Source organism: Allobosea sp. P4_E12 (genome assembly GCF_056401655.1).
This window is the reverse complement of record NZ_JBFUIY010000015.1, coordinates 1-23,215: the sequence shown is the minus strand read 5'-3', so window position 1 is coordinate 23,215 and position 23,215 is coordinate 1. Positions and strand designations below refer to the sequence as shown.

Sequence of the window (23,215 nt, the reverse complement as noted above, 5' to 3'; positions counted from 1 at the left end):
GGGAAGAGGGATACGATGTCGAATTTCAGCCTGACCCGCCGCGAAACCGTGCTGGCACTGCTTTCGGGTGCAGCAACGGCCGCGACCGCGCCAGCCTGGGCTCAGCAGGCGGAGTGGCGCCAGAGCTATGATTCAGGCGCTCGCAATGCTGTTGCCCGGTCCTCGACCCCGACCTTGTCTTCCGAGACGCTGCAGGCGACGGAGCAAGCGATCGTCGCCTATCGCGACCTTGCCGCCCGCGGCGGCTGGACCCCGATCCAGCTGACTGACAAGCTTGGCGTCGGCTCGCGCGGCCCCGGCGTGGTCGCGCTGCGCCAGCGCCTGATCATCACCGGCGATCTCGATTCTGCTGCCGGCACCAGCAATATCTATGACTCCTATGTCGAAGCCGGAGTGCGCCGCTTCCAGTCGCGCGTCGGGCTCTCGACGACCGGCGCCATCAATCGCGCCACCCTGACCGCCCTGAACGTGCCGATCGAGCGGCGTATCCGCCAGCTCGAGACCAATGTGGTGCGCCTGCGCTCCTGGTCGGGCAATCTCGGCAACCGCTATGTCGTCGCCAATATCCCGGCGGCCTCGGTCGAGACGGTCGAGAATGGCCATGTCGCGACCCGCCATGCGGCCGGCGTCGGCAAGGCCGACCGGCAGTCGCCGCTGCTGCAGACCAAGATCCCCGAGGTCAATTTCAACCCGACCTGGACCGTGCCGGCTTCGATCATCCGCAAGGATCTGATCCCGAAGATGCGCAAGGAGCCGAACTACCTCACCGAGAACAAGATCCGCATCATCGGCCCTGCCGGCGAGATCGCGCCCGATCGCGTCAACTGGAATTCGGACGAGGCCACCCGCTACACCTTCCGCCAGGATCCCGGCGGCGAGTTCAATTCGCTTGGCTTCGTGCGCATCAATATCCCGAGCCCGCACGGCGTCTACATGCATGACACGCCGGCCAAGGGCATTTTCGGCGACGATTTCCGTTTCGTCTCCTCGGGCTGCATCCGCGTCCAGAACGTGCGCGACTATATCGCCTGGCTGCTCAAGGAGACGCCCGGCTGGGATCGCGCCAAGATCGACGAGGTGATCCAGTCCGGCGAGCGCATCAACGCCCGGATCAGCAATCCCGTGCCGTGCTACTGGGTCTATATCACCGCCTGGGCGACGCCCGATGGCGGCGTGCAGTTCCGCGACGACATCTACAACAAGGATGGCCTGGGCCCGGCGCCGGTTGCGGCGCTGCAGGAAGACCAGAACATCTGAGAGCAAGCGCTCTCTCATCCTGAAACGGCCCGCCGGTTCTGGCGGGCCGTTTTCATTTGGCGTCCAATGGGCTGTGGTCGGGCGCTGCTCTCAGGCCGCCGTCGCGACTTCCCGCAGCACGGCGACGACGCGCTCGGTGAAGGCCCTGGTCCCGAGCGTTCCGCCGAGGTCGCGCGTGCGCTGCTCCGGCAGGCGGATCGTGCGGTCGAGCGCAGCCTCGATCGCCTGGCCGGCACGCAGCAGCGCCGGGTCCTGCCTGCGCTCCCCCAGCCAGTTCAGCAGCATCGCGGCCGAGCCGATCAGCGAACAGGGATTGGCGAGGTCGCGGCCGGCGATGTCGGGAGCCGAGCCATGCTGCGCCTGGGCCACCGCATGGTCCTGCCCCGCATTGAGCGACGCGGCCAGCCCGAGGCTGCCCGAAATCTCCGAGGCCTGGTCGGAGAGGATGTCGCCGAACATGTTGGTCGTCACGATGACGTCGAACACCCCGGCATCGCGGACAAGCAGCGCCGCCATCGCGTCGATGATCTTCTCCTCATAGGCGACGTCGGGATAGCGTTCGGCGACCGAACGCACGCATTCCAGGAACAGCCCGTCGGAGATCCGCAGCACATTCGCCTTGTGCACGGCCGTGACCTTGCGCCGGCGCTGGCGGGCAAGGGCAAAGGCGCTCTCGGCGATGCGCAGCGAGGCCTGTCGCGTCACCTTTCGGAAGGAGAGAGCCAGGTCCGGCGTCGGCATCATCTCGCCGGGACCGAGATGCATCGAGCGGTCGGAATAGAAGCCCTCGGTGTTCTCGCGCACCACGACGAGGTCGAGCGGCTTGCCGCAGCGCGGCTCAAAACCCTCGCGCGAACGGGCAGGGCGGATATTGGCGTAGAGGTCGAGCCGCTTGCGCAGCTGGCCGGAGGGATTGAGTCCGCCCTTCTCGGCCGGCGGGTAGTCATTATGGGATACGGGCCCCAGAATGACGCCATCGGCCCGACGCGCGGCCTCGAAGACGCTCTCCGGGAAGGTCGAGCCGACCGTGCCGAGCGCGGCAAAGCCGATCTCGGCATGCTCATAGCTGAGCGCGAAGCCGAACAGCTGGCTGGCCTCGTCGAGCACGCGAATCGTGGCGGCGCTGATCTCGGGGCCGATGCCGTCTCCGTCCAGGACGAGAAGCTGCAAGGGGGCGTTTTTCGGTGATGTATCGGTCATTGCAGGGCTGCGTCCGGAACAGGGATGGAGCTGCCCGGCCGGCGCGCCGCCGCGCGGGCCGGGCAGCAGGGATTATTCGACCTTGATGTTCGCTTGCGCGACTACCTTCGCCCATTTCTCACGCTCCGCCTTGACGAAGGCCGTGAACTCCTGCGGCGTGTTGCCGATCGGCTGCGCGCCTTCCAGTTCGAGGTTCCGGCGCACTTCGGGCAGGTTGATGATGGTCGCGACCTCGCTGCGCAGCCGGTCGATGATCGGCTGCGGCGTGCCCTTGCGGACGAAGACGCCATACCAGCCGCTGGCCTCGTAGCCGGGCACCCCGGCCTCAGTGAGCGTCGGCACCGTGGGCAGGGCAGGGGCGCGCTCCGCGGTGGTGACGGCCAGCGCCCGCAAGGTGCCGCCATGCACATGGCCGATCGCCGAGGGCAGGGTCGCGAACATCATCGGGATATGGCCGCCGATCAGGTCGTTGAGGGCGGGGCCGGCGCCGCGATAGGCGGCATGTTTCAGGTTTGTCTGCGCCATCAGCTCGAACAGCGCGGTCGCGATATGGTTGGCCGAGCCGTGGCCGGCCGTGCCGTAGGTCAGGCCTTCCGGCTGCGCCTTCGAGAGCGCGATCAGCTCCGCGACCGAGTTGGCCTTGACCGACGGATGCACCAGCAGGAGCAGCGGCGCCTTGGCGATCAGGGTGACGGGCTCGAGCACCTCGGCCGGATCGTATTTGAGATTCTTGAACAGGCTCGGGTTCACGGCCATCGGGCCGATATTGCTGATCAGCACGGTATAGCCATCGGCCGGCGCCTGCGCCGCGGCCGTCGTGCCGAGATTGCCGCCCGCGCCGGCGCGGTTCTCGACCACGACGCCGACGCCGAGGCGCGACTGCAGCTTCTCGGCCACGGCCCGTGCGATCACGTCCGTGCCGCCGCCCGCGGCATAGGGCACCACCATGGTGATCGGCCGGCTCGGCCAGTCCTGGGCCTGGGCGGCGCCGAACATGCCCAGCATCGCTCCGAGCATCGCGCCCAGCCGCAGTCCCGCAACTCTCCGCATCGTCAATTCCTCCCGTCGATCGTTGCCCGTCGGTCTCTCGCCGACGGTTTCTCAATTTCGGTATACCGAATTATACTGAGATGAATTGATACGAGGCAAGCGTTGATTTCGGCGCTGGCTCACGCGATCACGCGTGACCGGCGGAGCGCGCGCCGGACGAAGCGAGGAGATGGTCTTGGGTGATTTTGCCGACATGCAGCCCGCGCCCTCGCTGGCAGGCCAGGCCTATGCGCGCTTGCGCGACGCGATCGCCAGTGGGGAGCTTCGTCCCGGAGCCAGGCTGCGCGAGGAGGATCTGGCGAAGCATATGCAGATGAGCCGCACGCCGCTGCGCGAGGCGGTGCGCCGGCTCGAGGCGGAGGGCTTCTTCACGCGCGAATCGCGCAGTCTCGTCGTCGCCTCGCTCGATCATCAGGCGGTGTCGGAACTCTATGCGATGCGCGAGGTGCTCGAGGGCACGGCGGCTGCCTTCGCCGCGCGCCATGCCGCAGAGGTCGAAATCGAGGCGCTGCGCGATCTCCATACGCTGGAGGCCGGGTTGCTCGCGCAGCCGCAGGATCTGGCGCGCCACAACGAGCGCTTCCATTCCGCGCTCTACGGCGCAGCGCATAATCGCTATCTGCTCAAGACCCTGAACGCTTTGCGTGACGCCCGCGCGCTGCTCGGCCCTTCGACCCTGCTTGACCCCGTCCGCGCCGCGCAGGCCCATGCCGAACACGAGGCCCTGGTCGTGGCTGTCGAGCGCCGTGACCCGGTTGCAGCTGATGCAGCCGCGCGCAGCCATATCCGCTCGGCCCAGCGCGAACGGCTGAGGCGGCTGGTGACCGGCGATTAGGGCCGCTCCCCCCGGAGTTGGGGGAGCGCTGTTCAGGCTCCGCGCTTGCCGCCGGTCGGGCCTGCCGAAGCCAGCTTCAGCACGAGCGCTCCAGCCAGCGCCGAGAGCAGCGAGCCCATCAGCACGCCGATCTTGGTGGCGTCGCCGAGTTCGGGATTTTCCGGGAAGGCCAGCGCTCCGATGAACAGGCTCATCGTGAAGCCGATGCCGCAAAGCAGTGCGACGCCGTAGAGCTGCAGGTAATTCGCCTTGGCCGGCATGGTGCCGAGTCCGCTCTTCACCGCCACCCAGGCGAAGCCGAAGACGCCGATCTGCTTGCCGATGAACAGGCCAAGCGCGATGCCGAGCGGAATCGGCGCGAGCAGGCTCGACGGCGACATGCCTGCAAAGGACACGCCTGCATTGGCGAAGCCGAAGATCGGCACGATCACGAAGGACACCCAGGGATGCAGCTTGTGCTCGAGCATGTGCAGTGGGGAATGCTCGGGCTCGTCGCTGCCGCTGCCGTCGCCGATCGGGATCGTCAGCGCCAGGATGACGCCCGCCAGCGTCGCGTGCACGCCCGATTTCAGCTGGAAGAACCAGAGCAACGCGCCGATGGCGAGATAGAGCCAGATTCGCGTCACGTTCGTCCGGTTGAGAACGATCAGGACGGCAAGGCACAAGCCCGCCATGCCGAGCATCGGCAGCGAGATCTCGCTGGTATAGAACAAGGCGATGATCAGGACGGCGCCGAGATCGTCGAGAATCGCGAGCGCGGTCAGGAAGACCTTGAGCGAGACCGGCACGCGGGGCCCGAGCAGGGCGAGCACGCCGAGCGCGAAGGCGATATCGGTTGCCGCCGGGATCGCCCAGCCGCGCATCGCGACCGGGTCTCCGCGCGTCAGCGCAAGATAGATCAGGGCGGGCGCGATCATGCCGCCGAGCGCCGCAATGCCGGGCAGGGCGCGTCGCGACCAGGTCGAGAGCTGCCCCTCGATGAATTCGCGTTTGATCTCCAGCCCGACGAGCAGGAAGAAGATCGCCATCAGCCCGTCATTGACCCAGTGCAGCACGCTGAGGCCGCCGACATAGCTGCCGAGCAGCTTGAAATAGGCGGGCGCGGCCGGCGAATTGGCGATCAGCAGGGCTATCGCAGCCACGCCCATGAGCAGGAGACCGCCGGCCGCTTCGCTCGCCAGCAGGGCCTTCAATGGCGAGCGCCTGGCAGGTGGAGCATTCCCGGCGATGTCTTGCGTCACGTTCAATTCCTTGCTGGCTGCTGTCGCCGCCCTTTGTGCAGGCGGCGCGCGCTCATGTCACCCCGCATCGGCCCTTGGAATGGCGGCCCCCACCGTGCTACGGAGCGCGCGATAGCGGGCTCGGCCGCGAGATTCCGCAACAGCCAGAACTGCGTGGCTGCCGCATGGCCCTTGCCGGCCCCTGCGGCAATCCGAAGCGCCGATGGAGCATCCCATGAGTCGTGACGCCGCTGCCGAGAAGCATCTCTCGAACTCATTCTTCGGCGCTTCGCTCGCCGATTCCGATCCGGAGATCTCGCGTGCCATCGGTCTCGAGCTCGGTCGCCAGCGCGACGAGATCGAGCTGATCGCCTCGGAGAACATCGTGTCGCGCGCCGTGCTCGAGGCGCAGGGCTCGGTGATGACCAACAAATACGCGGAAGGCTATCCGGGCCGCCGCTATTACGGCGGCTGCCAGTTCGTCGATATCGCCGAGAAGCTGGCGATCGAGCGCGCCTGCCGCCTGTTCGACTGCCAGTTCGCCAATGTCCAGCCGAATTCCGGCAGCCAGGCCAATCAGGCCGTGTTCATGGCGCTGATGCAGCCCGGCGACACCTTCATGGGCCTCGATCTCGCTGCCGGCGGCCATCTCACCCATGGCGCCCCGGTCAACCAGTCCGGCAAGTGGTTCAAGGTCGTGCCCTACGGCGTCTGCGTCGTCGACCAGACCATCGATTATGATGCGATGGAGCGCCTCGCCGTCGAGCACAAGCCCAAGGTCATCGTCGCCGGTGGCTCGGCCTATGCCCGTCATTGGGATTTCGCCCGCTTCCGCGAGATCGCCGACAAGGTCGGCGCCTATTTCATGGTCGACATCGCGCATTTCGCCGGCCTGGTGGCGGGCGGCGCGCATCCCTCGCCGTTCCCGCACGCCCATGTCGTCACCACCACCACGCACAAGACCCTGCGCGGTCCGCGCGGCGGCATGATCCTGACCAATGACGAGGCGCTGGCGAAGAAGATCAACTCGGCGATCTTCCCCGGCMTCCAGGGCGGCCCCCTGATGCAYGTCATCGCCGCCAAGGCGGTCTCGTTCCACGAGGCGCTGCAGCCGGAGTTCAAGATCTACGCCCGCGCCGTCGTCGAGAACGCCAAGGCGCTGGCCGAGACGCTGAAGACCAAGGGCTTCGACCTCGTCACCGGCGGTACCGACAACCACCTCATGCTGGTCGACCTGCGCTCCAAGAAGATTACCGGAAAGGCTGCGGAAGCAGCGCTTGGTCGCGCCCATATCACCTGCAACAAGAACGGCATTCCCTTCGATCCGGAGAAGCCGATGGTCACCTCCGGCATCCGCCTGGGCACGCCGGCTGCGACCTCGCGCGGCTTCGGCGTCGCCGAGTTCCAGCGTGTCGGCGAGCTGATCGCCGAGGTGCTGGACGGGCTCGCCGCGCATGGCGAGGAAGCCAATGACGCCGTCGAGCAGGCGGTGAAGGCCAAGGCCCACGAGCTGACGGCACGTTTCCCGATCTATTGAAGACAAGGCGACCCCGTCGCCTGAAGGAGAAGAGCCGCGATGCGCTGTCCCTATTGCGGCTCCCTCGAGACCCAGGTGAAGGACTCGCGTCCCACCGACGATCACGCCTCGATTCGCCGCCGCCGCGTCTGCCCTGACTGCGGCGGCCGCTTCACCACCTTCGAGCGCGTGCAGCTGCGCGAGCTCACCGTGGTGAAGCGCTCCGGCCGGCGCACACTCTTCGACCGCGACAAGCTGCAGACCTCGATCGAGGTCGCCTTGCGCAAGCGCCCGGTCGCGCCGGAGCGCGTCGAGCGCATGGTCAACGGCATCGTCCGCCAGCTCGAGAGTTCGGGCGAGGGCGAGGTTTCGAGCTCCACCATCGGCGAACTGGTGATGGAGGGGCTGAAATCCCTCGACGATGTCGCCTATGTCCGCTTCGCATCGGTCTACAAGAATTTCCGCGAGGCCCGCGATTTCGAGGAGCTACTCGGCCAGCTCAGCGGCGACGAGATCGAGGCTGCCGGCGTGGTTCCGCCCATTCGTGGCGATGACTGAGCAGAGCGCGCTCGACCGCGCCTTCATGCAGCAGACCCTCGCCTATGGCGCGCGCGGGCTGGGCACCACCGGCACGAACCCTAGCGTCGGCGCGCTGATCACGCAGGACATGCCGGACGGCCCCGTCGTGATCGCACGCGGCCACACCCAGATCGGTGGCCGGCCCCATGGCGAGGCCCATGCCTTCGACCGGGCAGGCGCTGCCGCGACGGGCGGCACGCTCTATGTCACGCTCGAACCCTGCTCCCACCGCACCATCCGCGCCGCGACGCCTTGCGTCGAGCGCACCATTCGGGCCGGCGTGAAGCGGGTCGTGGTGGCGATGGCCGATCCGAATCCGCGCTTTCGCGGGCTCGGCTTCGCGCTGTTGCGCAGCGCTGGCATCAGCGTCACCACCGGCGTTCTCGAAGACGAGGCCAGGCACACCCATCGCGGCTATGTCCTGCGCATCACCGAGGGGCGGCCGATGGTGACCTTCAAGGTGGCGCGCACGGCCGACGGCTATGCGGGCAGCGCGGCAGGCGGCCCCATCGCGGTGTCCTGCCAGGCTGCGAATGGCTGGGTCCATCTCCAGCGGGCGCATCACGACGCGATCATGCTCGGCGTCGGTTCGGTGCTCGCCGATAATCCGATGCTGACGGTCCGCCTGCCGGGAATGGCGCATCGCTCGCCGATCAGGGTCATCCTCGATTCGCATCTGCGGCTGCCGCCGGGCTCCCGGCTCGTGCAGTCGGCAGGCGAGGTTCCGGTCTGGGTGATCGCGGCGGAAACGGCCCCTGTTGCGAACGAGGCCGAGCTGGTCGCGGCAGGTGTCGAGGTCATGCGCGTCTCAGCCGGACCGGACGGTCATCTCGATCTCCGCGAGGCCCTGCATTTGCTCGGCGCGCGCGGCATCAACCGGGTCTTTTCCGAAGGCGGCCCGACGATCGGCGAGAAACTGGCTTTGGCGGGCCTGACTGATGAGGTCATCGTTTCGACCTCGCCGCGTATGCTGGGTTCGCCCGGAATCGTCGCCGTCCGTCCGGCCCTTGCCGGATTGCTGGCCGACCCCGATCTGTACCGGCTTGCGGAGAGTGGCCTGATCGGCCACGACCGTTTCGAGCGTTATGAGAGGATTGCCTGATGTTCACCGGCATCGTCACCGCCATTGGCACGATCGTGGAGGCCCAGAACAAGGGGCCGAGCCTGAAGCGGCTTGCGATTGCGAGCCCGTACGAGGCCGCGGGAATCGAGATCGGCGCATCGATCTGCTGCGCCGGCATCTGCCTGACGGTGACGGCTCTGAAGCCCCGCGAAGATGGCGAGGGGGGCTGCATCTTCCAGGTCGAGGCCGCTGCCGAGACCTTGTCCAAGACCCTCGCCGGGGAGTGGGAGGCGGGCACGAAGGTCAATCTCGAACGCTCGCTGAAAATGGGCGACGAGCTGGGCGGCCATCTGGTGACCGGTCATGTCGACGGCGTCGGCACGATCCTGAAGATCGAGCCGATCGCGGCCGATCCCGACGAGCCCTGGGGCGCAACCGCGCGCTTCCATATCCGCGCGCCGCAGGGTTTGCCGCGTTTCATCGCGACCAAGGGCTCGATTTGCCTCGATGGCACCTCGCTCACGGTCAACAGCGTCGAGGACGATGTCTTCACCGTCCTGCTGATTCCGCACTCCTTCAGCGTCACCACCTGGGGCGAGCGCAAGCAGGGGGACCGCATTCATGTCGAGGTCGATCTGATGGCGCGGTATGCCGCGCGGCTTGCGGAGGCGAGCCCGGGGGGGTAACCAGCCGACTTGAAATCCAACAAGGATAAGAACGATGGCCGGACCCCGGCAGATCTCGGCCGATAAGGCCGCAACTCCCGCCGCTCCCCTGGACGGCGCACGCGTGCTCGTCGTCGAGGCGCGCTTCTATGACAAGCTGGCTGACGAGCTGCTCGAAGGCGCGCTCGCGGTGCTCGACAAGGCCGAGTGCCGCGTCGACGTCGTGACCGTGCCCGGCGCGCTCGAAATCCCGACCGCGATCGTCATCGGCCTGCGGGCCGCCGACGAGGCAATCGACCCCTATGAGGCGGTTGTCGCGCTCGGCACCGTCATCCGTGGCGAGACCGGCCATTACGACATCGTCGCCGGCGAAAGCTCGCGCGCGCTGATGGATGTCTCGGTGGCCTATGCCATGCCGCTCGGCAACGGCATCCTGACCGTCGAGAACGATGCCCAGGCCTGGGCCCGCGCCAATCGTGCCGACATGGACAAGGGCGGCGGCGCGGCGGAAGCGGCGCTCGCCGTCCTGCGTTACAAGCGCTCGCTCGCGGACAAATCCTCATGAGCCGCGCGGAACTGCGTCGCGGTGCACGGCTCTCCGTCGTGCAGGCGCTCTATGAGATGGAGATCGGCGGACGCGGCGTCATCGAGGCGATGGCCGAGTTCGAGGCGTTCTGGATCGGCAAGGAGGTCGAGGATATCGAGCTTCCCAAGGCTGAGATCGCCTTCTTCCGGGACCTGCTCGGCGGCGTCGTCCGCGAACAGCGCCTGATCGACCGCTCGGTCGATGACGTTCTCGCCGCGGGCTGGCCGCTCAAGCGCGTCGAAGCCGTGGTGCGCGCCATCCTGCGCGGCGGCGCCTATGAACTCGCCTTCCGCAAGGATGTGCCGGCGCGCGCCGTGATCTCCGAATATGTCGCGGTCGCCCGTGCCTTCTACGAAGGCGAGGAGATCGGCATGATCAACGCCGTGCTCGACAAGATGGCCCGCGACTTCCGCGCCGACGAATTCGACACGCCGGCCGCCTGACGCGCTGATGGCCGGCGCTCCCCAACGACCCGGCGAGTTCGAACTGATTGCGCGCTATTTCGCGCCGATCGCCGGTGCGGGCGGCCTTGGCCTGCGCGACGATGCCGGGTTGCTGCGCCCGGCGCGCGGCTTCGAGCTTGTGGTCACGACGGATGCGCTGGTCGCAGGCGTGCATTTCCTGCCCGACGATCCGCCAGCCTCGATCGCCCGCAAGGCGCTCGCGGTCAACCTGTCGGACCTGGCGGCCAAGGGGGCATCTCCCTTGGGCTTCGTGCTCTCGCTGGTCCTGCCCAAGGGCTGGACCGAGCCCTGGCTCGCGGGCTTCGCCCAGGGGCTGGGGGAGATCGCGGCCGAGAGCGCCTGTCCGCTCGTCGGCGGCGATACCGTTTCGACGCCGGGGCCGCTGACGCTCTCGATCACTGCCTTCGGCAGCGTTCCGGCCGGGCGCATGGTGCTGCGCTCGGGCGCCAAGCCAGGCGATCTTGTCCTCGTCTCCGGCACGATCGGCGACGGCGCGCTCGGCCTCAAGGTCCATGCGCCGGCCAAGCCGGACTGGGTCGCCGGACTTAGCGAGCCCGATCGCGCCTATCTCGCCGACCRCTACCTGCATCCGCGCCCGCGCCTGGCGCTGGCGGCTGCCCTGCAGGATCATGCCTCGTCCGCCATGGATGTCTCGGACGGGCTCGTCGGCGACCTCGCCAAGCTGGTTGCGGCGTCCGGTATCGGGGCCGAGATCGATCTCGATACCGTTCCGCTCTCGGCCCCGGCCCGCGCCGCGATCATGGCTGACCCCGCTCTGGCGGAACTGGCCTGGACCGGCGGAGACGACTACGAAATTCTCTGCACGGCCTCAGAAAGGGAATTTCCTGCTATGGCTGCTGCGGCCGAGGCGACGGGGCTTGGACTCGCCTGCATCGGCCGGGTCACGTCCGAGCTGGGCGTGGTGCGTTATCTCGAACGGGGCAGGGCGCGCAGCTTCGCGCAAGGCTCCTTCGCCCATTTCTGAGGGCCGCTCGCTCAGGCCGCCCGGTATGTGAACGACGGCCCCAGCGATGAACCAGCATGTTTCCGTGGCCGAGGGCGATGCCCTGGCGAAGCGCAATGCCCTCGTCCTCGCCTGCGCCCAGGCGTTCGGCGGCGCGAACCCGGCGATCGTGGTCTCGCTCGGCGGCATCGTCGGCTCGCAGCTCGTCACCGACAAGACCTTCGCGACCGTACCGGTCAGCCTGATGCAGCTCGGCATCGCTTGCGGCGTCATCCCCGCCGCGATGCTGATGCGCCGGCTCGGCCGCCGCAACGGCTATCTCATCGGGGCGCTGACCGGCGTCATCGCCTCCAGCATCGCCGCCGCCGGCACGGGGAGCCGGATCTTCTGGCTGTTCTGCCTCGGCACCTTCATGTGCGGCCTCTATGGCGCCTTCGTGCAGAGCTACCGCTTCGCGGCGGCTGACACTGCGAGCGAGAGCTTCAAGCCGCGCGCCATCTCCTGGGTCATGATCGGCGGGCTTGCCGCGGGCGTCATCGGCCCGCAATCGGTCTACTGGACCCGCGACCTGACGCCGGACGCGCCCTTCGCCGCCAGCTTCATGGCGCAGGGGCTGCTCGCGCTGCTGGCGATCGGCGTCGTCATGATGCTGCGCGCCCCGCCGGTTGCGGCCGTGCGTTCGAGCGGCGGCCGGCCGCTTTCCGAGATCATGCGCCAGCCCAAATTCATCGCCTCGGTCACGGCTGCACTGGTCTCCTATGGCCTGATGAGCTTCGTGATGACGGCTGCGCCGCTGGCCATGGTCGGCTGCGGCCACAGCATCGGCGATGCTGCGCTCGGCATTCAGTGGCACGTGCTCTCGATGTTCGGGCCGAGCTTCTTCACCGGCCGGCTGATCGCCCGCTTCGGCAAGGAGAAGGTCACGGCGTCCGGCCTGTTGCTGCTGGCCTGCGCCGCCGTCGTCGGCCTGAACGGGCTCAGCGTCGCGCATTTCTGGATCGCGCTGGTCCTGCTCGGCATCGGCTGGAATTTCGGCTTCATCGGTGCGACGGCGCTGGTCACCGACTGCTATCGCCCGGAGGAGCGCGTCAAGGTCCAGGCCGCCAACGACTTCCTCGTCTTCGGCTCGGTCGCGATCGCCTCCTTCTCGGCTGGCGGGCTGCTGAACACCGGCGGCTGGCAGAGCGTCAACTGGCTGGTCTTCCCGCCGGTGGCCGTCGCGCTGGCGCTGGTCGCCTGGCAGGCCACGCAGAAGCGCGTCCAGCTGGCCTGAGGGCCGGCCCGGCGCGTGGCCGGTCGCAAGGCTCCGCAGAACAAGCTTCATCCCCCAGGACCCGGCAGGAGATACGATGCGCCCGCACCAGTTGCCCGTCACGACAGGCCGGTTTCCGCCCGGCGCCATTGGCCATAATCGCGGTGTGGTGCGGCCGAACTATGCGTTCATGCCGCCCGAAGGCGTGCTGATCAGCCGGCTGCCGCATTTCAGCGGGACGATCGTGCGGATCCTGGCTGCGCCGGTGCTGGGCGCCCAGTTCGCGCAGTACCTGCTCGAGATCGCACCCGGCGGCGGCACGCCCGAGGCCTTTCGCGAGGAGGGCATCCAGCATTTCTATTATGTGCTCTCCGGCCAGGGCCGGTTCGTCATGGCGGATGCTCCGGCGCTTGACCTGCGGCCGGGCCACTTCGCCTATGTCCCGCCTGGCACCGCCTTCACGCTGAGCAATACCGGTTTCGAGCCCTTGCGCGTGCTCGGGCTGCGCAAGCGCTTCGAGGCGATCGGCCTGCCAGCGCCCGAGCCGATCCTGTCGCATCGCGACGAGATCCCGGTCACCAACCATACCGGGGCGGAAGGGCGCGGCTTCCAGTTCCTGCTGCCCTGGGGCGACATGCGCTTCGATTTCGAGATGAACCTGATGTGGTTCAAGCCCGGCGCGCATTTCCCCGATGTCGAGACCCATGTCATGGAGCACGGGCTCTATATGCTGGAAGGGCAGGGGCTCTATTTCCTCGGCACCGAATGGCACGAGATCTGGGCCGGCGATTTCATCTGGATGGGCGGCTACTGCCCGCAGCAATTCTACCCGACCGGCTTTGCCGATGCGGCCTATCTGCTTTACAAGAACGTCAACCGGGATGTGGCGCTCTGACGCCCGCATAGACCTCCCGAACGGCCGGCCGCGCCTCGAAGCGGGCCGGCTCGCCCTGACATCTGCGTAAAATTGTCAGCCTCCGCGTTTGCGATTCTGTCGAAAGCTTGGCAGAAAGTTGGCCGGTACTGGCGATGCGCGACGCGGGCGCGATTCCCTCGACCCGTATTCTTCGTCTCCGGACCCAAGAAACCGAATGAATTCGGGGTCTGAAGCCCCGTTGGACGGAAGCTCGAGGTCAGGAATCCCGAATGTCAGCCTTGCTCATCATCATAGTTTTGAGTGCGCTATCGATAGCCTACGGCATCTGGGCCTATGGCGATGTCATGAAGCGCGACGCCGGCAACCAGCGCATGCAGGAAATCTCCGGCGCGGTTGCCGAGGGCGCGCAGGCCTATCTGAAGCGTCAATACGTTACGATTGCCATGGTCGGCGCGGTGCTTTTCGTGGTCCTGACCTATCTGCTCGGCCAATGGGTCGGCATCGGCTTCCTGATCGGCGCCGTCCTCTCCGGCGCGGCCGGCTTCATCGGCATGAACGTCTCGGTCCGTGCCAATGTCCGCACCGCGCAGGCGGCGATGAAGTCGCTCGGTGACGGGCTCGATGTCGCCTTCAAGGCGGGCGCGGTCACCGGCATGCTGGTCGCCGGCCTCGCCCTGCTCGGCGTCGCCGTCTATTACGGCGTCCTGACCTCGTTCCTCGGCTTCTCCCCATCGAGCCGCACCGTCATCGACTCGCTCGTGGCGCTGGGCTTCGGTGCCTCGCTGATCTCGATTTTCGCCCGCCTCGGCGGCGGTATCTTCACCAAGGGCGCGGATGTTGGCGCCGATCTCGTCGGCAAGGTCGAAGCCGGCATTCCCGAGGATGATCCGCGCAACCCCGCGACCATCGCCGACAATGTCGGTGACAAYGTCGGCGACTGCGCCGGCATGGCCGCCGACCTGTTCGAGACCTATGCCGTGACGCTGGTTGCCACCATGGTGCTCTCGGCGATCTTCTTCGCCGGCCAGCCGGTGCTCGGCACGATGATGCTCTATCCGATGGCGATCGGGGCGGCCTGCATCGTAACCTCGATCATCGGCACCTTCTTCGTCAAGCTCGGCGCCAACCAGTCGATCATGGGCGCGCTCTACAAGGGCTTCATCGCCGCCGGCGTGCTGTCGGTCGGCGCGATCGCCATCGTCAACTGGCTGATGTTCGGCAGCTTCTCCACCGCGTTCACGACGGGGCAGGGCGTCAGCTTCACCTCCGCCAACCTGTTCGGCTGCGCGCTGGTCGGCCTCGCGGTGACGCTCTTCATCGTCGTCATCACCGAATACTACACCGGCACCGGCAAGCGCCCGGTGGTCTCGATCGCCCAGGCCTCGGTCACCGGCCATGGCACCAACGTCATCCAGGGCCTCGCGGTCTCGCTGGAATCGACCGCGGCGCCGACCATCGTGATCATCGCCGGCATCATCGTCTCCTACACGCTGGCCGGCCTGTTCGGCATCGCAATCGCCACCACGGCCATGCTGGCGCTGGCCGGCGTCGTCGTCGCGCTCGATGCCTTCGGCCCGGTCACCGACAATGCCGGCGGCATCGCCGAGATGGCGGGCCTGCCCAAGGAGGTGCGCCACTCCACCGATGCGCTCGATGCGGTCGGCAACACCACCAAGGCCGTCACCAAGGGCTATGCGATCGGCTCCGCCGGTCTCGGCGCCCTGGTGCTGTTTGCAGCCTACACCTCGGACCTGAACTTCTTCATCGCCGAGGCCAACAAGGCGGGCTCGACCAGCTTCCAGTACTTCAAGGGCGTCACGGTCGATTTCAGCCTGTCCAACCCCTTCGTCGTCGTCGGCCTGCTGCTCGGCGGCCTCATCCCCTTCCTCTTCGGCGGCATGGGCATGACCGCGGTCGGCCGCGCCGCCGGCTCCGTCGTCGAGGAGGTGCGTCGCCAGTTCAAGGAGAAGCCCGGCATCATGCTGGGTACGGACAGGCCGGATTACGGCCGCGCCGTCGACATGCTGACCAAGGCCGCGATCAAGGAGATGATCGTGCCCTCGCTGCTGCCGGTCCTTGCGCCGATCGTCACCTTCTTCGCCATCAACGCCATTGCCGGCCGCAACCAGGCCTTCGCCTCGGTCGGTGCCATGCTGATGGGCGTCATCGTCACCGGCATCTTCGTCGCCATCTCGATGACCTCGGGCGGCGGCGCCTGGGACAACGCCAAGAAGAGCTTCGAGGACGGCTTCGTCGACAAGGACGGCGTGCGCCACATGAAGGGCTCCGAGGCGCACAAGGCCTCGGTGACCGGCGACACCGTCGGCGACCCCTACAAGGATACCGCCGGCCCGGCGGTGAACCCCGCGATCAAGATCACCAACATCATCGCGCTGCTGCTGCTGGCGATCCTGGCGCATTCCTGAGCCGGTCGGCACGGCACGGAGACACTGCCCCGCGGAGCAATCCGCGGGGTTCTTCTTTGATCGCTCAAGGGCTTTCCCTTGATGTTGCAACGGCTTGGCGGCCCGTCTTGAATCAGGATGGCGACCACTTGAATCAGGATCTGAAGCTACGGCCGGGACCGTAGCGTTCCTGCAAGCTCCGGGCGGCCCGCGATGGCATGGTCTCTCCAACAGAAGGAGAGCCATCATGACGATCCAGGCCGCTGCTGCACCCGCCGAGGTCAAGTCCGGGGAGGTCGAGTCCGGGCACGCCGTCGAGCTTGCCCTGCTGGTCCTGCTCGCCACCCTCTGGGGCGGCTCCTACATCTTCATCAAGATCGGCGTGGAGACGATTCCGCCGCTGACCCTGATTGCCGGGCGTACCCTGATCGCAGGCGTGATCCTGTTGGCGGTCATCCGCTGCTGCGGCCTGAGGCTGCCGCGCGACCTCGACAGCTGGCGCAAGTTCCTGTTCCAGGCCTGCCTGAACAGCGCCGTTCCCTTCACCCTGATCGCCTGGGCCGAGCGCAGCGTCGATGCCGGCCTTGCCGCGATCCTGAATGCGACGACCCCGGTCTTCGTCTTCCTGATCACGCTGGCGCTGACGCGGAGCCGGGAGGTCGACCTGCGCAAGGCCTTCGGCGTCGCAGCCGGGCTTGCTGGCATCACCCTGGTGGTCGGCATGCAGACGCTGGGCGGGTTCGGCAGCGAACTGGCCGCGCAGATCGCCATCGTACTTGCCACGGTCTGCTATGCCTGCGCTGCCCTGTTCGGCCGCAACTTCACCGGCTTCGATCCGCTCATCCCCGCCGCCGGTTCGCTGATCTGCGGGGCAGCCCTGCTCACGCCGGTCGCGCTGGTCGTCGACCGGCCCTGGACGCTGAGCCCTTCGCAGGATTCGCTGATCGCGCTCCTGGCGCTGGCGGCGGTCTCGACCGCGCTCGCCTTCGCCATCTATTTCCGGCTGATCCGGACGCTTGGTCCCGTCGGCACCACGGCGGTGTCCTATCTGCGCGTGCCGGTCGGCGTCGCGATCGGCATCGTCTTCCTCGGCGAGCGCCTGAGCCCGACGGCCTGGGTGGGGCTCACCCTGGTCATCCTGGGCGTGATCGCGATGACGCTGCCCGAGCGCAAGCTGGCGCAGCCGGCCCAGATCGCCGTGCGTCCATTCGGACGCAGGAGCGGCGATCGAGCTCTTTGGTCAAGCATCGGATTTTTCCGAAAACCGGATTCCACCTTTCGGTCCGATGCTCTGGCGAATGCCGCAACCCAAAGAAAAACCCCTGCGGCGTGGGCCGCAGGGGTTTCTCGTGTTCGGTCATTCCGGTCGGGTCGGCTCAGTTGCTGGCCCCGCCCAGGCCGCCGAGCGGCGAGAACTTGGTGACGCCGCGGAAGAGGTTGCGCAGGAAGCTCTGCTCCTCGCCGCCGGTGACGGTGGTGCGGCTGATGAAGTCGAAGATCACGCCGTCCTGGAGGCCGTACTGGGCGATGCGCTCGACCTTGAAGGACTTGTTGAAATAGATCACCAGCACCTTCTGGTCGATGACGCTGGGTTCCTGGAACTGGAAGCGCCGGCGCACCGTCTGGCTGATATAGTAGAAGGTCCGGTTCCCGACGGTCGAGGTCGTCGAGGGCGTGCCCAGTATGGTCAGCACCTGCTGCACGTCCATGCCGGTCTTGATCTGCGCGACCAGGCGCTCGTCCATGACGAAGCCGCGGGTGTATTGTTCGTTCAGCCCCGCCGATGTCGGCAGGACGAATCCGCCCCGATCTGCTCCGCATCCGGCTAGAGCGAGTGACGAGGTCGCGAGAAGGCCGAAGAGGGCCGCGCGGCGGGTCATGTCGATCATGCGGGAGAATCCAGGAGCAGAGTGGGCAAGGAGGTATCCGAAGCCGCTTGTCAAACGGGTAGAGGTTGGCGTAACGCCCGAGAATGGCTTTGGCAAGGCAGTGGCGGCGAGCGGAGATGCGCTGGTGATCTTCGGCTTGTTCGGAAAACGCGCAAAAAGGCTCGCGCCGGTCGAGGCGCTGCTGGCCCGCGTGGCTGACGCGTCGCGCCAGCCCGGTCTTTATATCGGCGGCGGCATCCCCGACACGTTCGAAGGGCGCTTCGAATCGCTGACGCTGCATGCCTTCCTGATTCTGCGGCGCCTGCGCGAACTTCCGGCGCCGGCCAGCGATCTGGCGCAGGATTTCGTCGATGCCTGCTTCGCCTATCTTGAGCTCGGCTTCCGCCAGGGCGGGATCAGCGACATCGCCGTGCCCAAGCGCATGAAGAAGATCGGGCAGAGCTTCTACGGCCGCATCAAGGCCTATGAGAGTGCGCTCGCTGCGCCTGAGCCGGGCGCGCTGGCCGAGGCCTTGCGCCGCAATGTCAGCCCGGGCGAGGGGGCGACAGCCCTGGCCGATTATGTCGGCCAGGCGCTGGAACGTCTGTCGCAGCTCGATCTTGACGCAATTTTGGGGCAGGAGACTCTCTTTCCTGCATTCCCGGTTCACGAAAGTACCCCCAGTGTCTGATTCCGCTCGTGCCTTGCCGCTGAGCCAGCCCGTCCGCGTCGAGACGATCAAGCCGCGTGGCACCCATATCGTGGTCAGGCCCGAGGGCTCTGCGCTCGTCGGGCTCGCCCGTGCGCTCGACCTGCCTTCGATCGAAGCGCTCGAGGCGCGCTATGAACTCGCCCGCAATGGCGAGCGCGTGAAGCTGGAGGGCGAGATCGCGGCGCAGCTGCATCAGACCTGCATCATCACGCTCGAGGCCTTCCCGGTCAGCATCAAGCTGCCCGTGAAACTCGATTTCGCGCCGGAGGCCGAGGTTCTCGCCGCCGCCCGCCGCGAGGAGGAGGACGAGAAGAAGGGCGAGATCGACATCGAGGTCATGCTCAACGAGGAGGACCCGCCGGAGCCGATCATCGACGGCATGATCGACCTTGGCGCGATCACCCTCGAGTTCCTGGCGCTCGGGCTCGATCCCTATCCGCGCAAGCCCGGAGTGAATTTCGAAGCGCAGGTCGACGACCCGGCGCTTGCATCGCCCTTTGCGGCCCTGGCCAAACTGAAACGCGGCGAATGACGGCTTTACCGGCACGCGCAGTGGCTTGCGGCGGCTCGCCAAGTCGCTATTGTCCGCCGCCGCCCTATTTTGCGCCACAGCGGCCGAGCCCCTCGGGAACAATCAGCACCCAATGAAACGACCAGTTACAATCGCGCTCGATGCGATGGGCGGGGACCATGGCCCTGCCGTCGTCGTGCCAGGCGCGGCGCTGACCCTCGAGCGGCGGCCCGACGCGCGCTTCGTCATCTTCGGCGATCAGGCCCAGGTCCTGCCGCTTCTGGAGGCCCACCCGAAGCTCAAGGCGGTGACGACCTTCCACCACACCGAAGTGTCGGTGAAGATGGACGACAAGCCGAGCCAGGCCCTGCGCTATGGCCGTTACAAGTCCTCGATGTGGCGTGCCATCGACGCGACCAAGACCGGAGAGGCCGATGTCACGGTCTCGGCCGGCAATACCGGCGCGCTGATGGCGATGTCGAAATTCTGCCTGAAGTCGATGCCGCAGGTCGACCGCCCGGCGATCGCGGCGCTCTGGCCGACGGTGCGCGGCGAGAGCGTGGTGCTCGATGTCGGCGCGACGATCGGCGCCGATGCGCGCCATCTCGTCGATCTCGCGGTGATGGGCGCGGCCATGGCCCGCGTCGTCTTCGATCTCGACCGGCCGACCGTCGGCCTGCTCAATGTCGGAGTCGAGGAGATCAAGGGCGTCGAGGCCGTCAAGGAGGCCGGTCGCATCCTGCGCGAGGGCAACCTGCCGCATCTCGACTATCGCGGCTTCGTCGAGGGCGACGACCTCGGCAAGGGCACGGTCGACGTCGTGGTGACCGAGGGCTTCACCGGCAACATCGCCCTGAAGACGGCCGAGGGCACCGCCCGGCAGATCGGCGAGTATCTGCGCGCCGCGATGAGCCGGTCGCTGATGGCCAAGATCGGCTATCTCTTCGCACGTGGCGCATTTGCCGCGTTGAAGGACAAGATGGATCCGCGCAAGGTCAATGGCGGCGTCTTCCTCGGGCTCGAAGGCATCGTCATCAAGAGCCATGGCGGGACGGACGCGATCGGTTTCGCCAGCGCGACCGAACTGGCTTATGAGATGGCGCGCGATGACCTGATGGCCAAGCTGCGCGAGATGGTGGCTGCCTCGGTGCAGCCGGAGACGGCGCCTCAGGCCGCTGCCGTCGAATAGGGATCTCTGACTTGTCCATTCTGCGATCTGTGGTTTGCGGATGCGGCTCCTATCTGCCGGAGCGCATCGTCACCAATGCCGAGCTTGCCGAGCGCGTCGACACGACCGACGAGTGGATCGTCCAGCGCACCGGTATCCGCCAGCGCCATATTGCGGCCGATGACGAGCCGACCTCGGTCGTCGGCCTCAGGGCGGCGCAGGCGGCCCTGGCCGATGCCGGCATGGATGCCTCCGAGATCGACCTGATCATCGTCGCGACCGCGACGCCGGACCATACCTTTCCGGCAACCGCGACCCAGATCCAGGCGGCGCTGGGCATCACCGAAGGCGCGGCCTTCGACCTGCAGGCGGTCTGCTCCGGCTTCGTCTTCGGCCTCGCGACCGCGGATAATTTCATCAAGACGGGCAGTGCCCGCGCCGCGCTCGTGATCGGCGCCGAGACCTTCTCCCGGATTCTCGACTGGGAAGACCGCACCACCTGCGTCCTGTTCGGCGATGGCGCCGGTGCCGTCGTGCTCAAGGCGGAGCAGGGGGAGGGCACGCTGGCCGACCGCGGTGTCCTGACAACGCATATCCGCTCCGACGGGCGCTACAAGAACAAGCTCTATGTCGATGGCGGCGCAGGCTCGACCAAGACGGTCGGTTTCCTGCGCATGGAGGGCAAGGAGGTCTTCCGCCATGCGGTGCAGAACCTCGCCGATACCGTCCGCCACACCTTCGCCGCGACCGGGCTCAGCGGCAACGACATCGACTGGTTCGTGCCGCACCAGGCCAACCGGCGCATCATCGATGCCACCGCCGACAAGCTCGGCATCGCGCATGACCGCGTCGTGGTGACCGTCGACAGGCACGGCAACACCTCGGCCGCCTCGATTCCGCTGGCTCTGGCGGAGGCCCATCACGACGGGCGAATCCAGCCCGGCCAGCTCGTCCTGATCGAGGCGATGGGCGGCGGCTTCACCTGGGGGTCGGCCTTGATCCGCTGGTGAGCATTTCAGCTGAGAACGCTGGCACTTAGGACAGTTTCTCTTCCCTTTTTTTGCCATTTCGACCGAGGGCGCTACTAAACGGCGCTCGAGGATTGACCGGACCGTCCGGGACGCATAGCGTCCGGCGTCCGTAATGGCGCAAGGCTGGTGACGAGGTCACCGGCCCATGAACGCCTTGGAGGCTATGAATGGCGGGGCAAACGGTCACTCGCGCCGATTTGTGCGAGGCTGTGTATCAGAAGATCGGTCTGTCGCGGACAGAGTCGTCGAAACTTGTCGAAGCGGTGCTCGACGAGATCTGCGATGCGGTCGCGCGCGGCGAGAATGTGAAATTATCGTCCTTTGGCTCGTTCGTCGTGCGAGACAAAGGCGAGCGAATCGGGCGTAATCCGAAAACGGGCGTTGAGGTCCCCATCGAGCCGCGTCGCGTGATGGTGTTCAAGCCTTCGAATGTGATGAAGGCGCGCATCAACGGGCAGGCGGGCGAGGGCGACGAGGAGTGAGTCTGGAGTTCCACACCGGCAACGTAGAGGCCGAATTGGACACCAAGAGCCCAGATGCCTTCCGGACAATCAGCGAGGTCGCAGACGACCTCGACATCCCCCAGCATGTCCTGCGTTTCTGGGAAACGCGCTTTACCCAGATCAAGCCACTCAAGCGCGGTGGCGGCCGGCGCTATTACCGGCCGGACGATGTCGCCCTCCTGAAGGGCATTCGCCGGCTGCTTTACGGCGAGGGCTATACCATCAAGGGCTTGCAGCGGATCCTGAAGGATCAGGGGCCGCGCCATGTCCAGGCCATTGGCCGGGGCGGGCCGATCGGCGGGCAGGCTCCCGCCGCGGTTGCCGCACCCGTGCCGGCGCCGCGTCGGCCCGCGCCGGCGAACGCACCGGAAGGCTCCGACGATGAATTGCCCTGGCAGCTCGATATGGAGCCGGCGCAGCCGGAGGAGCCCGATCACCGGGCCGAGTTCGGCGAGGATCTTGTCCTGCTGAGAGCCGCGCTCGTCGAAATGACGGAATGCCAGCGCGTCCTGCGCGGCGTGCTGCAGCCGGAGCTCGGCGGCGACGCGGGCTGAGAGGCCCGCATCGCGATTGGCTGTCTTCCCAGAGATCAGGAAACCGGCGTGGCCCGTGCCGCGCGCAGGCGGCGGCTGAAGCGCGAGCTGCGCGTGCGGCTTTCGATCCTCGAGGTCGGCACCAGCGTGGCGACGACGGGATTGGGATAGTGCTCCAGCGTCGAGCCCGTCGCGGCGTCGACGCCCATTCCGACGATGCCTCCGACGATGACGTTTCCAGCGAAACCGGCGGCCCCGGCCCCGGCGACCCGGGTCGCGACCGGAATCTGGGCGTCGTGGAAGCCGCGCTTGCTGTAGCTGACCGTGAACTCCGACTTGCGGCTGACCTCGATCGTGCAGGGCGTCGATGGGCAGCTATGCCCGGTCGAGGTGCGTGCGTCTGCGCCCGGCGGAATGCTGTCGATCGTAACCTGGCTTGTCGTACCCCGTGTGACGGTGGCGCAGCCGCCCAACGCCGCGGCGACCGCAATCAAGCCCACCCATTTCCCCAGATTCATCTTTGCTTGGCCCCTTGTTGCCCCCACCGGCAATGCCGGTGCAATGCCCGTAGTCAGCGCCCGAACGGGGCGCCATGCCGCAGGCGGAACTCCTGGGGGCGGCACGAGCCTTATGCACAAGACTAACGTAGGGGTATGTCGGTCGGGCTCCCGCGAAGGAGCTGGCCATGAGAGCCATGCAGAGGTCAGCGGTGGCGCGCTCCTTCCCAACCGGCAGAGGCGCGGCCTAGTTGTTCAGTCCCGGCATTTGATGGATTGGATCGAGCCTGAATCGTTCTGGCTCTGAAGTCCAGCATTTGCAGATGAACTCGTAGGGTGTGAGCCCCCTAAGGGTCTTCAGCCGGCGGCCGAAATTGTAGGCGACAACGAAGTCTGTGAGGTGCGCCTCGAACTGGCGATGATCGTCATAGTGGAAGCGCTTGACGGTCGCTTCCTTGA

At 66.9% G+C, this 23,215-nt stretch carries 24 protein-coding genes and 1 pseudogene; 19 read left to right on the top strand and 6 right to left on the bottom strand.

What is annotated here, in order from left to right; genetic code table 11:
* Nucleotides 1-15: 15 nt before the first annotated feature.
* Complete coding sequence (locus AC1DW9_RS19545; protein ID WP_441488700.1) at nt 16-1,257, top strand: L,D-transpeptidase family protein; 1,242 nt, start codon at nt 16-18, stop codon at nt 1,255-1,257.
* A 90-nt stretch (nt 1,258-1,347) separates the two neighbouring features.
* Here AC1DW9_RS19545 and AC1DW9_RS19540 read toward each other — a convergent pair whose 3' ends face one another.
* Together AC1DW9_RS19540 and AC1DW9_RS19535 are read right to left on the bottom strand one after the other, a co-directional pair.
* Nucleotides 1,348-2,457 (bottom strand): isocitrate/isopropylmalate dehydrogenase family protein, encoded by a 1,110-nt coding sequence (locus AC1DW9_RS19540; RefSeq protein WP_476776836.1) that lies wholly within the window; start codon nt 2,455-2,457, stop codon nt 1,348-1,350.
* Between the two features lie 72 nt (nt 2,458-2,529).
* Nucleotides 2,530-3,507 (bottom strand): Bug family tripartite tricarboxylate transporter substrate binding protein, encoded by a 978-nt coding sequence (locus tag AC1DW9_RS19535; protein ID WP_441504751.1) that lies wholly within the window; start codon nt 3,505-3,507, stop codon nt 2,530-2,532.
* Between the two features lie 175 nt (nt 3,508-3,682).
* On the opposite strand from AC1DW9_RS19535, the gene AC1DW9_RS19530 reads away from it, so the two are divergent.
* Complete coding sequence (locus AC1DW9_RS19530; protein ID WP_441488697.1) at nt 3,683-4,342, top strand: GntR family transcriptional regulator; 660 nt, start codon at nt 3,683-3,685, stop codon at nt 4,340-4,342.
* 32 nt (nt 4,343-4,374) lie between these two features.
* On the opposite strand, the gene nhaA is transcribed toward AC1DW9_RS19530, so the two are convergent.
* Complete coding sequence (gene nhaA, locus AC1DW9_RS19525; protein ID WP_441504750.1) at nt 4,375-5,583, bottom strand: Na+/H+ antiporter NhaA; 1,209 nt, start codon at nt 5,581-5,583, stop codon at nt 4,375-4,377.
* Between the two features lie 214 nt (nt 5,584-5,797).
* Here nhaA and glyA point away from each other — a divergent pair, with 214 nt between their 5' ends.
* The 11 genes and pseudogenes from glyA to AC1DW9_RS19470 form a co-directional block, all read left to right on the top strand.
* Nucleotides 5,798-7,099, top strand: coding sequence for a serine hydroxymethyltransferase (glyA, locus tag AC1DW9_RS19520; RefSeq protein WP_476855162.1), 1,302 nt, complete (start codon nt 5,798-5,800; stop codon nt 7,097-7,099).
* A gap of 39 nt (nt 7,100-7,138) precedes the next feature.
* Complete coding sequence (gene nrdR / locus AC1DW9_RS19515; RefSeq protein WP_441488694.1) at nt 7,139-7,636, top strand: transcriptional regulator NrdR; 498 nt, start codon at nt 7,139-7,141, stop codon at nt 7,634-7,636.
* Nucleotides 7,629-8,759, top strand: coding sequence for a bifunctional diaminohydroxyphosphoribosylaminopyrimidine deaminase/5-amino-6-(5-phosphoribosylamino)uracil reductase RibD (gene ribD / locus AC1DW9_RS19510; protein ID WP_476768162.1), 1,131 nt, complete (start codon nt 7,629-7,631; stop codon nt 8,757-8,759). Before nrdR ends, ribD begins: the two co-directional genes overlap by 8 nt.
* Nucleotides 8,759-9,406 (top strand): riboflavin synthase, encoded by a 648-nt coding sequence (locus tag AC1DW9_RS19505; RefSeq protein WP_441504747.1) that lies wholly within the window; start codon nt 8,759-8,761, stop codon nt 9,404-9,406. The genes ribD and AC1DW9_RS19505 overlap by 1 nt, the downstream gene beginning before the upstream one ends.
* A gap of 34 nt (nt 9,407-9,440) precedes the next feature.
* A complete protein-coding gene (gene ribH, locus AC1DW9_RS19500; protein ID WP_441504746.1) occupies nt 9,441-9,950 on the top strand; it encodes a 6,7-dimethyl-8-ribityllumazine synthase in 510 nt (169 codons plus the stop codon).
* A complete protein-coding gene (gene nusB / locus AC1DW9_RS19495) occupies nt 9,947-10,414 on the top strand; it encodes a transcription antitermination factor NusB (protein ID WP_441478347.1) in 468 nt (155 codons plus the stop codon). The genes ribH and nusB overlap by 4 nt, the downstream gene beginning before the upstream one ends.
* Before the next feature lie 7 nt (nt 10,415-10,421).
* Nucleotides 10,422-11,420: a thiamine-phosphate kinase gene (gene thiL / locus AC1DW9_RS19490; RefSeq protein ID WP_476855161.1), complete on the top strand. Its 999-nt coding sequence runs from the start codon at nt 10,422-10,424 to the stop codon at nt 11,418-11,420.
* A gap of 46 nt (nt 11,421-11,466) precedes the next feature.
* Complete coding sequence (locus tag AC1DW9_RS19485; RefSeq protein ID WP_476776834.1) at nt 11,467-12,672, top strand: MFS transporter; 1,206 nt, start codon at nt 11,467-11,469, stop codon at nt 12,670-12,672.
* A 76-nt stretch (nt 12,673-12,748) separates the two neighbouring features.
* Complete coding sequence (gene allE, locus AC1DW9_RS19480; RefSeq protein ID WP_441504744.1) at nt 12,749-13,546, top strand: (S)-ureidoglycine aminohydrolase; 798 nt, start codon at nt 12,749-12,751, stop codon at nt 13,544-13,546.
* A gap of 251 nt (nt 13,547-13,797) precedes the next feature.
* Nucleotides 13,798-15,954 (top strand): sodium-translocating pyrophosphatase, encoded by a 2,157-nt coding sequence (locus AC1DW9_RS19475; protein WP_441504743.1) that lies wholly within the window; start codon nt 13,798-13,800, stop codon nt 15,952-15,954.
* Nucleotides 15,955-16,180: 226 nt separating this feature from the next.
* Nucleotides 16,181-17,131, top strand: a pseudogene (locus tag AC1DW9_RS19470) (DMT family transporter); the annotation flags it as partial.
* A gap of 178 nt (nt 17,132-17,309) precedes the next feature.
* Here the strand turns inward: AC1DW9_RS19470 and AC1DW9_RS19465 are convergent.
* Nucleotides 17,310-17,822 (bottom strand): outer membrane protein assembly factor BamE, encoded by a 513-nt coding sequence (locus AC1DW9_RS19465; RefSeq protein ID WP_441488685.1) that lies wholly within the window; start codon nt 17,820-17,822, stop codon nt 17,310-17,312.
* A gap of 124 nt (nt 17,823-17,946) precedes the next feature.
* Here AC1DW9_RS19465 and AC1DW9_RS19460 point away from each other — a divergent pair, with 124 nt between their 5' ends.
* From AC1DW9_RS19460 to AC1DW9_RS19435, 6 genes are all read left to right on the top strand, one after another.
* Nucleotides 17,947-18,492 (top strand): ubiquinol-cytochrome C chaperone family protein, encoded by a 546-nt coding sequence (locus tag AC1DW9_RS19460; RefSeq protein WP_441504742.1) that lies wholly within the window; start codon nt 17,947-17,949, stop codon nt 18,490-18,492.
* The gene (locus tag AC1DW9_RS19455; protein ID WP_441504741.1) at nt 18,485-19,045 is read left to right on the top strand and encodes a YceD family protein; all 561 of its coding nucleotides are present in this window, start codon (nt 18,485-18,487) and stop codon (nt 19,043-19,045) included. The genes AC1DW9_RS19460 and AC1DW9_RS19455 overlap by 8 nt, the downstream gene beginning before the upstream one ends.
* 112 nt (nt 19,046-19,157) lie before the next feature.
* Nucleotides 19,158-20,213: a phosphate acyltransferase PlsX gene (gene plsX, locus AC1DW9_RS19450; RefSeq protein WP_069876979.1), complete on the top strand. Its 1,056-nt coding sequence runs from the start codon at nt 19,158-19,160 to the stop codon at nt 20,211-20,213.
* 11 nt (nt 20,214-20,224) lie between these two features.
* On the top strand, nt 20,225-21,202 hold the full coding sequence (locus AC1DW9_RS19445) for a beta-ketoacyl-ACP synthase III (protein WP_441504740.1): 978 nt from the start codon (nt 20,225-20,227) through the stop codon (nt 21,200-21,202).
* 188 nt (nt 21,203-21,390) lie between these two features.
* A complete protein-coding gene (locus tag AC1DW9_RS19440) occupies nt 21,391-21,705 on the top strand; it encodes an integration host factor subunit alpha (RefSeq protein ID WP_069876977.1) in 315 nt (104 codons plus the stop codon).
* A complete protein-coding gene (locus AC1DW9_RS19435) occupies nt 21,702-22,280 on the top strand; it encodes a MerR family transcriptional regulator (protein WP_441488680.1) in 579 nt (192 codons plus the stop codon). Before AC1DW9_RS19440 ends, AC1DW9_RS19435 begins: the two co-directional genes overlap by 4 nt.
* A gap of 35 nt (nt 22,281-22,315) precedes the next feature.
* Here the strand turns inward: AC1DW9_RS19435 and AC1DW9_RS19430 are convergent, their stop codons facing one another.
* Nucleotides 22,316-22,777, bottom strand: a complete 462-nt coding sequence (locus AC1DW9_RS19430; protein ID WP_441504739.1) for a translation initiation factor 2 — start codon at nt 22,775-22,777, stop codon at nt 22,316-22,318.
* 226 nt (nt 22,778-23,003) lie between these two features.
* The coding region (locus tag AC1DW9_RS19425) for an IS3 family transposase (protein ID WP_476855160.1) at nt 23,004-23,215 on the bottom strand (212 nt) is incomplete at its 5' end.